This window comes from Agrobacterium larrymoorei (assembly GCF_030819275.1).
Taxonomy (GTDB): Bacteria; Pseudomonadota; Alphaproteobacteria; order Rhizobiales; family Rhizobiaceae; genus Agrobacterium; species Agrobacterium larrymoorei_B.
Genome location: NZ_JAUTBL010000002.1, coordinates 1,945,395 through 1,958,259, shown reverse-complemented (window position 1 = coordinate 1,958,259; position 12,865 = coordinate 1,945,395). Strand labels below are relative to the sequence as shown.

Annotated in this window: 12 protein-coding genes; 4 read left to right on the top strand and 8 right to left on the bottom strand. The window is 59.1% G+C overall.

All coding sequences use genetic code 11. The features are described 5' to 3' along the window. The 3 genes from glmS (at nt 1) to QE408_RS18110 (ending at nt 3,198) form a co-directional block, all read left to right on the top strand. On the top strand, nt 1-1,827 hold the full coding sequence (glmS, locus tag QE408_RS18120) for a glutamine--fructose-6-phosphate transaminase (isomerizing) (protein WP_306933565.1): 1,827 nt from the start codon (nt 1-3) through the stop codon (nt 1,825-1,827). 317 nt (nt 1,828-2,144) lie between these two features. Beyond that, the gene (locus QE408_RS18115) at nt 2,145-2,813 is read left to right on the top strand and encodes a DUF502 domain-containing protein (RefSeq protein ID WP_306933563.1); all 669 of its coding nucleotides are present in this window, start codon (nt 2,145-2,147) and stop codon (nt 2,811-2,813) included. A 73-nt stretch (nt 2,814-2,886) separates the two neighbouring features. Then, a complete protein-coding gene (locus tag QE408_RS18110; RefSeq protein WP_306933561.1) occupies nt 2,887-3,198 on the top strand; it encodes a hypothetical protein in 312 nt (103 codons plus the stop codon). Between the two features lie 47 nt (nt 3,199-3,245). Here QE408_RS18110 and QE408_RS18105 read toward each other — a convergent pair whose 3' ends face one another. The 8 genes from QE408_RS18105 to QE408_RS18070 form a co-directional block, all read right to left on the bottom strand. Next, on the bottom strand, nt 3,246-4,580 hold the full coding sequence (locus QE408_RS18105; RefSeq protein WP_306933559.1) for an MFS transporter: 1,335 nt from the start codon (nt 4,578-4,580) through the stop codon (nt 3,246-3,248). Nucleotides 4,581-4,776: 196 nt separating this feature from the next. Further along, a complete protein-coding gene (locus QE408_RS18100; RefSeq protein WP_306933557.1) occupies nt 4,777-5,637 on the bottom strand; it encodes a hypothetical protein in 861 nt (286 codons plus the stop codon). 5 nt (nt 5,638-5,642) lie between these two features. Continuing rightward, the gene (locus tag QE408_RS18095) at nt 5,643-6,686 is read right to left on the bottom strand and encodes a zinc-dependent alcohol dehydrogenase family protein (protein WP_306933555.1); all 1,044 of its coding nucleotides are present in this window, start codon (nt 6,684-6,686) and stop codon (nt 5,643-5,645) included. A gap of 57 nt (nt 6,687-6,743) precedes the next feature. After that, nucleotides 6,744-7,802: an ABC transporter ATP-binding protein gene (locus QE408_RS18090; protein ID WP_306933554.1), complete on the bottom strand. Its 1,059-nt coding sequence runs from the start codon at nt 7,800-7,802 to the stop codon at nt 6,744-6,746. 9 nt (nt 7,803-7,811) lie between these two features. Next, complete coding sequence (locus QE408_RS18085; RefSeq protein ID WP_296019149.1) at nt 7,812-8,594, bottom strand: ABC transporter permease; 783 nt, start codon at nt 8,592-8,594, stop codon at nt 7,812-7,814. After that, entirely contained in the window at nt 8,591-9,481 is an 891-nt protein-coding gene (locus QE408_RS18080) for an ABC transporter permease (protein ID WP_306933551.1), read from the bottom strand. Before QE408_RS18080 ends, QE408_RS18085 begins: the two co-directional genes overlap by 4 nt. 94 nt (nt 9,482-9,575) lie before the next feature. Next, on the bottom strand, nt 9,576-10,682 hold the full coding sequence (locus QE408_RS18075) for an ABC transporter substrate-binding protein (RefSeq protein ID WP_306933549.1): 1,107 nt from the start codon (nt 10,680-10,682) through the stop codon (nt 9,576-9,578). A 227-nt stretch (nt 10,683-10,909) separates the two neighbouring features. Beyond that, nucleotides 10,910-11,791: a MurR/RpiR family transcriptional regulator gene (locus QE408_RS18070; RefSeq protein ID WP_306933547.1), complete on the bottom strand. Its 882-nt coding sequence runs from the start codon at nt 11,789-11,791 to the stop codon at nt 10,910-10,912. Between the two features lie 177 nt (nt 11,792-11,968). On the opposite strand from QE408_RS18070, the gene QE408_RS18065 reads away from it, so the two are divergent. After that, nucleotides 11,969-12,742, top strand: coding sequence for an N-formylglutamate amidohydrolase (locus QE408_RS18065; RefSeq protein ID WP_306933544.1), 774 nt, complete (start codon nt 11,969-11,971; stop codon nt 12,740-12,742). Nucleotides 12,743-12,865: the final 123 nt, after the last annotated feature.

Genomic DNA, 12,865 nt, shown 5'->3' with positions numbered 1-12,865 from the left:
ATGTGCGGTATCGTCGGAATTGTTGGAACGCAGCCGGTTGCGGAGCGCCTTGTGGATGCGCTGAAGCGGCTGGAATATCGGGGCTATGACTCCGCCGGCGTTGCAACTATCCATGATGGCGCGATGGATCGACGCCGCGCCGAGGGCAAGCTGTTCAATCTGGAGAAGAAGCTCTCCGAGGAGCCGCTTCCCGGCGTGACGGGCATTGCCCATACGCGCTGGGCGACGCATGGCGTTCCGAATGAGACGAATGCTCATCCGCATTTCGTCGACGGCGTTGCCGTCGTTCACAACGGCATCATCGAGAACTTTTCCGAGCTGCGTGACGAGTTGAAGGCCGAGGGCGCGACCTTCACCACTCAGACGGATACGGAAGTGGTGGCGCAGTTGCTTGCCAAGTTTACCCGTGAAGGACTGTCGCATCGCGATGCGATGCTGAAGATGCTGAACCGCGTGACGGGCGCCTATGCGCTGGTGGTGATGTTCCAGGATGAGCCAGGCACGCTGCTCTCTGCCCGTTCTGGTCCGCCGCTTGCGGTTGGCTATGGTCGCGGCGAGATGTTCCTGGGTTCGGACGCGATCGCGCTCTCACCTTTCACCAATGAGATCACCTATCTGGTGGATGGCGATTGCGCCATCATCACCGCAGCCGGTGCCGAGATCATCGATTTTGCCGGCAAACCGGTGCAGCGCCAGCGGCAGATTTCCCAGGCGACGGCCTATGTGGTGGATAAGGGCAACCATCGCCACTTCATGGAAAAAGAGATCTACGAGCAGCCGGAAGTGATTTCCCATGCGCTCAGCCACTATGTGGATTTTGCCGACAAACGCGTGAAGGATGTCGATCCGGCGATCGACTTTTCCAAGTTGACCGGCCTTGCGATTTCCGCCTGCGGCACGGCCTATCTTTCCGGCCTGATCGGCAAATACTGGTTCGAGCGCTATGCGCGTCTACCGGTCGAAATCGACGTGGCGTCCGAATTCCGCTACCGAGAAATGCCGTTATTGCCGACACAGGCGGCACTCTTCATCTCCCAGTCGGGCGAGACGGCGGACACGCTGGCCTCGCTGCGCTACTGCAAGGAGAACGACCTGAAGATCGGCGCGGTCGTCAATGTGCGCGAATCGACCATTGCCCGCGAATCCGATGCAATCTTCCCGATTCTGGCTGGCCCCGAAATCGGCGTTGCCTCTACAAAGGCCTTCACCTGCCAGCTTGCCGTTCTGGCTTCGCTGGCCATCGCGGCCGGTAAGGCGCGTGGCACGCTGACGGCTGCACATGAAACCGAGCTTGTTCGCCATCTGATTGAAATGCCGCGTGTGATGAGCGAAGTGCTGAACGCCATCCAGCCGCAGATCGAAACGCTGTCGCGTGATCTCTCCCGCTTCAAGGACGTGCTTTATCTTGGCCGCGGCACATCCTTCCCGCTGGCGCTGGAAGGCGCGCTGAAGCTCAAGGAAATTTCCTATATCCATGCGGAAGGCTATGCGGCAGGGGAATTGAAGCATGGGCCGATCGCGCTGATCGACGAGAACATGCCGGTGATCGTCATCGCGCCGCATGATCGTTTCTTCGAGAAGACCGTGTCGAACATGCAGGAAGTGGCAGCCCGCGGCGGTCGTATCATCTTCATTACGGATGCGAAGGGTGCTGCGGCATCCTCATTGGAAACCATGGCGACGATCGTTCTGCCAACGGTCGACGAACTGATCGCGCCGATGGTCTTCTCACTGCCGATCCAGCTGCTCGCCTATCACACGGCGGTCTTCATGGGCACGGATGTGGACCAGCCGCGCAATCTGGCAAAGTCGGTCACGGTGGAATGATCGTCCGGCGGGTTGACGATCTGGATGCGCTTTGCGCTGCAACGCAAGACCCGCCTATGACCGTTGCTTCGGATTTCGTCACGACGACCGGCGGAAGGACGAAGGCATAGATGACGAATATTTCATGATCTTGCCCTTGCAGGGCGGAACGCCGTCCGGCATTGTCCGTTAGCTTCAGGCATTCTTCGGCGACATCGCCTAGAGCATTGCCGGTGATAACGGAACACCTTCGATGCTCCAGGTCTCTGTTTTACCGCATTGTCCGGCGCCAAAGCGATCATGCTTTGGCTGGAAATGCTCCAACATTCAGTGAGTTGATGACGGATCACCCACTCAGAATTTCCTTCGCGACACGCCTGCGTAACAGCTTTCTGACCGGCGTCCTCATTCTGGCGCCCGTCACGATCACCATGTGGCTGGTCTGGACGTTCCTGCAATGGGCCGATAGCTGGGTGAAGCCCTATATTCCGGCGCGCTACGACCCGGAAGAGTATTTCAACGTTGCCATCCCAGGTTTCGGCCTGCTTATCGCCGTGATCGGCATCACCGTCATCGGCTTCCTCGGCAACAATCTCATCGGCAAATGGATCGTTGGCTTCGGCGAATCCATCCTCAACCGCATGCCTCTGGTGCGTCCGATCTATAAAAGCATCAAGCAACTGTTTGAATCGGTGCTGAAGGAGCACTCCAATTCCTTCAAGCGTGTCGGCATGATCGAGTTTCCGTCACCCGGCACCTGGGCCATGGTCTTCGTCGCATCCGAGGCCAAGGGCGAGCTTGCCTTCCGCTTCAATGAGCTAGGCCAGGAAATGGTGGCGGTGTTCCTGCCGCCAACGCCGGTGCCGACGGCGGGCTTTCTGCTCTTTGTGCCGAAGGACAAGATTATCATGCTCGATATGTCGCCGGAGGATGCCGCGAAGCTTTTGATTTCCGGCGGTCTGGTCGCCCCCGATTTTGAGCCGCCTAAGGCGCTTGCGCCCGTCTGAAACTGCCTGAACCCGTGGCTAGATCGAATCACGAATTTCCCTCAATGTTGCCTCGAACATTTGGGGGAAACATATGCGCTTTATTCGAAACGGGGTCATTCCGGTCTTTTCGACGATCGTCTTCGCCTTCTTCGGTCTCCTGCTGACCGGGTTGCCGGGATACAATATCGTGACGACGCTTGACGGACAGCCTATCGCCGGTGCCCCGACACCTGCGCAGGTCGATGCGATGATTTCGCAAGGAAAGAGGATGGACAGCCACGTCGATTTCTATGGCGTCGTGCTGCCTGGCGAGCCCCTGTTCTGGCTGATCGGGATCATTTTGGTGGCGGCGTTTATTGGCTACAAGCTCGGGTCGGCCTTCAAGATGCCCGCCACTGCATGATTGATGGGGAACGGCGCGAGCGCGCCGCTTCCCTTTTTGTCATGTCGTTACCGACCTTGAAGCGTCGCCAGTTCTTCCACGCCCACATGGCTCTCCACGGCGCTGCCGCGCAGGTGAAGATAAAGCCCGATGAAGAAGGCGAGCACGGCGATGAAGACCAGATACCAGGCGTGCGCCATGGGGTTGATCGCAAGCGCTGTGCTGACGGCCACCGGCGTCAATCCGCCGAAGACAGCGTAAGAGACGTTGTAGGCGAAGGAGAGGCCTGAGAAGCGGACCGATGCTGGGAAGGCGCGGACCATGACATAGGGAACCGCGCCTGCCATGCCGACGGATAGGCCCATGACGGCGTAAAGTGCGAACATGGTGGTGAGCGATGTTCCGGCATAGCTATAGAAGGTGAAGGTGGCGATACCGAAGAAGATGCTGGCGCCCATGAAGAACACACCGCTGCCGATGCGGTCGATCAGCGCGCCGGCGATGATGACGCCGAAAATCAGGAACAGCGTACCGAAGCTCGTGCCTGCCAAGGCTTGCGTTGGCGTGTAGCCATAGAGCTTCTGCAGGAAGGTTGCCGTCATCAGCGTTGTGACGACGATGGCCGCGGACAGCACCCAGGTGAGCAGCGCCGAGACCACGACACCGCGCATATGGTGCTTCAGAACCAGGCTGAGCGGCAGTTTATCCGACAGGGACTTGGAGTTCTTCATCTGCGTGAAGATCGGCGTTTCTTCCAGCCAGCGGCGCAGATAGACGGCGATCAGGCCGAAGACACCGCCGATGAGGAAGGGAATGCGCCAAGCATAACCAGACACGTCTTCCGGCGTGAAGATGGTGTTGATGGCAAAGGCAATCAGCGAGCCGAGCATGATGCCGAAGGAGAGGCCCGACGTCAGCAGGCCGCAGGCGAGGCCGACATAGCGGAAGGGAACGTGCTCAGACACAAAGGTCCAGGCACCGGGAACTTCGCCGCCGATGGCCGCACCCTGCAACATACGCAGCACGATGAGCAGGATCGGGGCCGCAACGCCGATCGTCGCATAGGTCGGCATCAGCGCCATTCCGAGCGTGGAAAGCGCCATCAGCAGGATCGAGAAGGCGAAGACGCGTTTGCGCCCGTAACGGTCGCCATAATGGGCGAGAATGATGCCGCCGATCGGACGGACCAGATAGCCAGCGGCAAAGATCCCAAAGGTCTGGATCATCACCAGCCAGTCCGGCATGTCCGGTGGAAAGAAGAGATGGCCGATCACGGTCGCAAAGAACACGAAGATGATGAAGTCGTAGAATTCCAATGCGCCGCCGAGGGCGGAAAGGCCAAGCGTTCTGTAATCCTGCGCATTCAGCGCGCGGGCTGGAACCGGGGTCGTGGTGGGAGACATAAGCGGTTTCTTCTTTCAGGGATCGTTCCCTGTGCCATGCGGTATAGCAGCCGCTAATTCAAGTCTTTTGTCAGCAGATGTCACAGGCTCTTTTAAAGCGTGTCGCGATCTCTCCGGTTCGCTCCTGACGCTTCAGATCCGTCTTGTGCCGCACGTCGTTATCGCAAAGCCGCCGCACACTTTTACGAGACGTGCTTTAGTTGATCCTGCACAGAATTGCAGTCGTGTCGTCCGATTGTTTCAGCCTTGGGTACTGCAGGCCCTCAGGATCGATCTCTCGCTCCAACTGGCGAAGCTCCTTGATCACGCTCGGCAAGCCCGCGGTGACGGCGCGGCGTATCAGTGTTCCGGGCGTGTACTGGTTGTAAAGGCTGACGAGATCGGCCAGTCCATCGGAGCAGATGATGGCGGTGGCGCCGCTGGAGATGTCGATAGCGGCGGTAACAATGTGGTCGGCTGTCTGCGGAACGAGGCTTAGTGACCAGACGGTGCCGTCCGCCGTGTTCTGTTTTTCACGACTGCGCCGAAGTTCGGCAAGCGTTTCCGGATCGCTGGTTGCCATGCCCGCCGCACCGATGCCGCCGAGACGCGCGACATGAGCGCGCGCGGCGGCCTGTTCACGCTCGAAGGCGTCGGGCAGGGCCATCAGATTTTCCTCGCGGCCGTCATCGTGAAGAATATAGACGACGCTATCGCCGAGCCCGGCGAACTGCAGCCCGGTTGGCGTAACGCGCAAGCCTGCGAATGCTGCGACCGGCCAGGCGTAGCGCGGCTGATTGCCGGCCACGGCCTCGAAGTTGATCTTGGCATCTTGCGAGATGCGGCGAATGATATCTGCGAAATTTGCCTCAGGTGTGACTTCGCTCATCAGGCGCTTTGCGGTGAAGTCGGCAATCCATGCGGCGTCGGAGCCGAAACCGGTCATGAACTGCCGGTCACCAAGGCCGGTCGCGCCATCGACAACGAATGCGCTGGAGGCATTCCAGGCCAGACGATCTTCATTCGGGCGCTTTGGCTTGCCGGGATCGCTGATGCTGTCGATGACGTCAATCTGCATGGGTATCACTCGAAGCGGTTGATGATGCTGATGCCGCTGTCCTTGAAGCTGTCCATCGCAGGCAGCGCGGTGACAGCATCGGTCAGTGAGATGTGTCTGCCAACAAGTTTTTCAGGCGAAAGCTTACCGGTACGAATCATGGCCAGCATATCGTCGTAGCGCCAGGCCTGCATTCCGTGGCTGCCGTAGATTTCCAGTTCATGGGCAATCACACGTGCCATGGGAATCTGCGGCATGGAATGATCGGCCAGCATGAGGCCCACCTGGACGTGGCGACCACGGCGGCGCAAATTGCTGATCGAATTGCAGCAGGTTTGCGGATGACCGAGCGCATCGACGGAGACATGTGCGCCGCCGCCGGTCGCATCGCGCACCGCTTCGGTGACATCGGCAACATTGCGGCTGTTGATGGTGACGGTGGCACCGAGCTCTTTCGCCAGCGCCAGCTTGTCATCGGCAATATCGATTGCGACGATCTGCGCACCGAGACCGGCACCGATCATGATGGCTGAAAGGCCCACGCCGCCGCAGCCGTGAACGGCGAGCCATTCTCCGCCCTTCAGGCGGCCCTGATCGACAACAGCGCGGAAGGAGGTGGCAAAGCGGCAGCCAAGGCTTGCCGCCGTATCGAAGCTCATCTCATCCGGCATATGGACGAGATTCTGATCGGCATAATCGATCGCGACATATTCGGCGAAGGAGCCCCAATGGGTGAAGCCCGGCTGGAACTGCGTTTCGCAGACCTGCTGGTTGCCCGAGCGGCATTCCTGGCAGTGGCCGCAGCCGGAGACGAAGGGCACGGTGACGCGGTCACCGACCTTGAAGCGCATGACATTCTTGCCGACGGCGGAAATCACGCCTGCGAACTCGTGACCCGGCACATGCGGCAGGTGGATGTCGCTGTCATGGCCCATCCAGCCATGCCAGTCGCTGCGGCAAAGGCCGGTTGCCTTGACTGAAATCACCACGCCGCCGGGCGTGGGTTCCGGGTCAGGCAGGTTGGCTATTTTCGGCGCTTCGCCAAACCGTTCGTAGAATAATGCGCGCATAGGTGCCTCCTGATTTGGCGCCGGAGTTACCCGGTTTCCCAGCCCGGAAACAGTGCGCTATTCTGCTACAATCATCAAATCTTCTGATGCGAAGTGAAGCGTGACACGCTCGCCAATGGCAGGTGGAGCCGTGCCGGGATCGTTGAACATGTCGAAGGAGAGCACGCTGCCGCCGACGTCGAGACGGGTGCGGATGACGGAGCCGAGGAAGTGGCTGGAGGTGACGGTTCCGGAAATCGCGACATCGCCCTTGGCGCTTTCTGCAAGCGATCCGGCCTCCGGGCGAAGCGCGACGGTGACCTTTTCGCCATTGGCTTTTGCGAGCGGCTTTTTCAGCGACACCTTCTGGTCGCCGATCAGAACCGTGCTGGTTGTCGCATCGACGACGGTCGCATCGATGAGGTTCAGCGTGCCGACGAAGGAGGCGACGAAGCGCGTGGCGGGGTTGTTGTAGATCTCGAAGGGCGAGCCGATCTGGTCAGCACGGCCGGCATTCATCACCACGATGCGGTCGGAAATCGACAGGGCTTCTTCCTGATCATGGGTGACGAAGATCGTGGTGATGCCAAGCTTGCGCTGGATCTGGCGGATTTCTTCGCGCAGCGACACGCGGATCTTGGCGTCGAGTGCGGAAAGCGGTTCGTCGAGAAGCAGGACTTCCGGCTTTGGCGCCAGCGCACGGGCAAGAGCAACACGCTGCTGCTGACCGCCGGACATCTGGTACGGATAGCGGTCCGCAAGATGTTCCAGATGGATGAGCGCCAGCATTTCCTTCACGCGGGCATCGATTTCCGCCTTTGGCTTGCCCGCGACCTTGAGGCCGAAGGCGACATTCTCGCGAACATTCATATTGGGAAACAGTGCATAGGCCTGGAACACCATGCCGATATTGCGCTGGTTGGGGCGAAGGGTCGTCTGGTCCTTGCCATTGATGACGATTGCGCCATCGCTTGGCGTCTCGAAGCCTGCGATCATGCGCAGCACAGTGGTCTTGCCGCAACCGGATGGGCCGAGGAAGGAAACGAATTCGCCCTTTTCGATGGCCATGTTGAAGTCATGCACGACCTGAACCGGACCAAAGGACTTCTTGATATGCGTGAGTGTTAAAAAGCTCATTTAAAATCCTCAGGCCTTGGGAGGCGCGCCCTTCTGGTAGCGAGAGACGAGTTGGATGAGACCGAGGCAACCCCAGGTGATGCCGAAGGAGATCACAGCAAGGGCGGCAGGCTCGTAGGCCCGGTTCGCGCCGAGAAGCTGCATATAGGGGCCGAAGGCCGGTCGGTTCAAAAGGGCTGCCATGGTGAATTCACCGATGACGATGGCAAAAGTCAGGAAGGCGCCCGACAGCACGGCCACCAGCACATTCGGCAGGATGATCCGGGCAAGGATGGTGGTCCAGCCAGCGCCGAGGCTTTGCGCCGCTTCCGTCAGCGTACCGATATCGATGGTGCGAAGACCCGTATCGACGGCGCGGTACATGTAAGGCAGCGCGAGCGTCGTGTAACCGAACATCAACAGCAGGTTGGTGCCAGTGGTCGTCCCCGTCAGAGGAAGCCAGCTGGAGGTATTGTAAAGCCGGATATAGCCGAAGACGATGACGATCGCCGGAATGACGAGCGGCAGCAGCGTGATGAACTCGATGACAGGACGCAGCGTCGGCAGTTTCAGCCGCACCCAGTAGGCGGTTGGCACCACCAGCACGACACCGAAGACGATGGTGACGAGCGCCATGACGACGGAGTAGGTAAAGGTCTCCTGAAAGCGTGGATCGCTCAAGACCACGGCATAGGCGTCGAAGGAGTAGACACCGCGGCGCATCTTCAGCGAGAAGTTGGTCATGCCGATCAGCGGCAGGGCAAAATAGAGAATGCCGAAGAGGAGGGCACCCCAGGCGAAAATCCGCTTCATTTTAGCCACCTCTCACTGCGCGTGCGCATCCAGATGTAAAGCGTGTTGGCAATACAGGTCACGACGATCATGCCGAAGGCCAGCGCATAGCCAAGATTGGGGTTGCCGAGAACGTCACCGCGAATTTGGGCAAAGAGCAGGATCGGAACGATGCTGAGCGAGGAGCCGGTCAGCGCAATTGCGGTGGCAACGGCGCCGAAGGAGTTGGCGAAGAGCAGCGAGAAGGTGCCGAGGATGGACGGCAGCAGGATGGGAAAGGCGACCATGCGCCAATACTGCCATCCGCTTGCGCCAAGAATTTCGGCCGCTTCGCGCCATTCGCGCTTCAACCCGTCGAGTGCCGGCGTGATGATGAGGATCATCAGCGGGATCTGGAAGAACAGATAGGTGATCGTCAGGCCCCAGAAGGACAGGATGTTGAAGCCCATCACGCGCAGGTCGATGCCGAGTTGAGTCTTGAGGAACAGCGTGACGAGGCCGACTGGACCGAGAGTAGCGATGAAGGCGAAGGCCAGAGGGACGCCTGCAAATTGCGAGGCAACGCCCGAGAAGGTCAAAAGCGGGGCGCGGATTTTCTGCGGCAGGCCGCCAAGCACGACGGCGGAGGCCACGGCGAAACCAATCAGACAGCCAAGCGCTGCCGAGGCGACGCTGATCTTGATCGATATCCAGTAGGCCGCGAGAATGGAGGGTGTGAAGAGCCCGATGATGTTGTCAAAGGTGAAGCTGCCGTCCGGGCTTTGAAACGCGCCGATGACGATCTTCATCGTCGGCATGATCAAAAAAAGCAGGACGAATATGGCGAAGGGCAAAATGCCGAGCCATTGGAGCTTCGGCCGATAGCGCCGTTTCACCGGCAGCGCTATGCCAGTATCTGCTGATGACATGCTGTCCCCATGCCGCGGTCATCGCGGTCTCGTTCTTTATGTGCAGCAGGCCGCCCGGGCTTTGTGGGCCGGGGCGGCCGTTGGTTTTTAGGTCTTACTTGACGTTGGCGCCGACAACCTTGTCCCAGCCGCCGGTGACGGCTGCCTTGTTGGCATCCACATCTGCGAGCGTCGGGAAGGTTGCCTTCTCATAGGCTGCCGGAGGCGGCAGAGCGTCGAGCAGGTCCTTCGGGATCTTGTTGGCCTTGGCGAGCGCATTGAAGCGGATCGGGTGGCAGAAGCCCTTCAGCCAGCCAAGCTGACCATCGTCGGAGTAAAGGTGCTCCATCCACAGCTTCGCAGCATTCGGATGCGGTGCGTAGGCGGAAATGCCCTGCACGTAGACGCCAGCCAGAACGCCCTTCTCAGGAACGACGACTTCCGTCGGCGGGTTGCCGTTCAGCGTCTTTGCCCAGCCGAGAGCGTTATAGTCCCAGGCGACTACAATTGGCGTTGCGCCCTGTGCCAGCGTGCCGGCCTTGCCGATGACGGGAACAAAGTTGCCAGCCTTGTTGAGGTCGGCGAAATACTTCAGGCCTGCTTCACCAGCTTCCTTGCCGTCCTTTGCGCCGGTGGAGAGACCGGCGGCGAGAACGCCGAGGATCGCCTGGTTGGAGGCGCGCGGGTCACCAGCGAGAGCGACCTGACCGGCATATTCCGGCTTCAGCAGATCGGCCCAGTCCTTCGGAGTGTTGGTGACGAGGTCCTTGTTCACGAAGAAGGACATGACGCCGTAATAGTCGCCGTACCAGTAGCCTTCGGCGTCCTTGACGTTCTCCGGAATTTCGTCCCAGGTGGAGACCTTGTAAGGCTGAAGGAGGCCGTCCTTCTTTGCCTGCGGGCCGAAGGCCAGACCGACGTCGATAACGTCAGGCGCCTGCGGGCCCTTGTTATCCTTGTTGGCCTTGATGGCTTCGATTTCGTCAGCGGAGCCTGCATCCGGGTTCAGCTCGTTGACCTGAATTTCCGGGTACTTGGCCTTGAAGGAGGCGATGACGTCGCCGTATCCGCACCAGTCGTGCGGCAGGGCGATGGTCGTCAGCATGCCTTCCTTCTTGGCAGCTGCGATGAGTTCTTCACTTGGTGCTGCCGTGGCGATTGCCGTGGTGGCAAGCACGATTGCGGTGGTAAGCGAAAGCAGTCGGCGGCTGTGCGAGATCACTTTAGTTCTCCTCTTCGTGTCTCATGCGTCGGCGGACGCTGTACGTGGCTTGCATGAATCTTATGTGACGTTTTGTAAGGGTGCTCATCGCGGTCACGCTAGCCCCGTTTGGGCCTCCTTGCCATCATTGCGTCACTTTTTTGTCATGTTGCAGTGTGTGCGACATTCGTCGTTCTGCTTGCGTCTTCTCCCTTTTTATCCCTTGGTGGTTTCGATCGCCCGGCTCGTCACCGTCGATCGGGTTTTCTGAACAGGCGTGTCTGCTCGAAAAGGCCTTCAAGCGCGTTCATGCGCTGACGGGTTTCGTCCCATCCATTGCTCTGCACCGCCTCGATCAAAGCCTCGACGACGAAGAGGGTGACGACCGAGCTGTCCCATGCCGACGGGGCCTCTATGCGTACCCTGAAGGTATGTTTGGCAAAGCGGGAGACAGGGGATGTCCACTGGTCGGTGAAGAGAAGAATGCTGACATCGTTGTCATAAGCCACCTGGGCGAGCGTCACCATATCCTGCTCATAGCGGCGGATATCGAAGATGACCAACACGTCGCCCGCGCTCATGTTCAGCATATATTGCGGCCATGAGCTGGAGTTTGATGACATCAACGCCGTCTTCGGGCGGATGACCTGCATATGGGTGAAGAAGTATTCCGCGATAGCGCCGGTGATGCGCCCGCCTACGAAATAGATGCCGCGCTTTCTGTCCGAGAGCAGGGCTGCGGCATTGTCGAAGTCCGCCGTATCCAGATCGCTCAGCGTGTCGCGCAGGTTGTTGGTGATCGCGGCGGCGAAGCGGTTGAGGATATGCAGGCCCGGTGCATTGCTTGCCCATCTGTCATGCTTGGCAATCGGGTTGGAGATGGTGGCTTCCAGCTCCTGGTGCAGGCTCGCCTGGAATTCAGGGTAACCCTTGTAGCCAAGCTTTTGCACCATGCGGGCAACGGTCGGGGTGGAGACGCCTGCATTTTCCGCAACAGTGGTGATGCTGCCAAGGCCGGAAACCGGATAATTTGACAGCAGGCTTTCGGCGAGCTGCCTTTCGGCGCGCGTCAGATCCTCATAATGGGTCTGGATGACCTCCGACACCGTCGCAGACGACGTGTTGCTCAAATTCTTCCCCTTTTCCGGTTTTCTTACCGGGTTTTGGAGAGGATTAAGATACGGCGCCGCGTTTGAGTCAATCGGAAAAATGAAGAGAAAATTTCAAAAATCCATTTGACACTTTGGGATATGTGAAGAATTCTCTTCGCGTCGTTGGGGAACGGCAAAACCAGACGGGGTACGACCATGACGGTTCGTTCGCAATTTTTCCATGCCGACGAGGGTGACACAGTCGCGGTGGAAAACGAGACGGGGAAAAGCCCGGTGTTGCTCGTTTGCGAGCATGCCTCGAAAACGCTTCCTGCCCGTTATGGCGATCTCGGTCTTAACGAAGATGTCCTGTCGAGCCATATCGCCTGGGACCCCGGTGCGCTTGCGGTGGCGCGTATGTTGTCTCAGAAGCTTGATGCGGCGCTCGTCTTTCAGCGTTTTTCACGACTGATCTATGACTGCAATCGTCCGCCGGAATCGGCCTCTGCCATGCCGGTGACGAGTGAGATTTACGACATTCCAGGCAACGCCGATCTGGATGAGGCCGAGCGGTTTCTCCGTACGGCCGCCCTCTATGTCCCGTTTCATGAAGCCGTTTCCAGCCTCGTGGAAAAGCGGAAGATCCTCGGCATCGAGAGCGTCATCGTTACCATTCACAGTTTCACGCCGGTCTATCATGGGCGGGTGCGCGAGGTGGAAATCGGCATTTTGCATGACGCGGACTCGCGCTTGGCCGATGCGATGCTTGCAGATCGGGAGGTTCCTTCTTTCAAAGTGGAGCGCAACCAGCCCTACGGACCGGAAGATGGCGTGACCCACACGCTTCGTTTGCACGCGCTGCCGGATGGGCTGTTGAATGTGATGATCGAAGTTCGCAACGATCTCATTGCGGACGAGGCGGGACAGCGTGCCGCCGCCGACTATTTGGGTGGAAACCTCGAAAGAGCGCTTGCCAGCATCGGAGACTAGACTTGCATGTCGGCAGGTCACCCTGCCGAAGACTAATGTGCCGTGTGGTCCAGAACACCAAAAATGGTGCGAGCCAGACGGGATAGGGAACAGCAGATGCATGCGGCTGGTCGGGATGTCCCG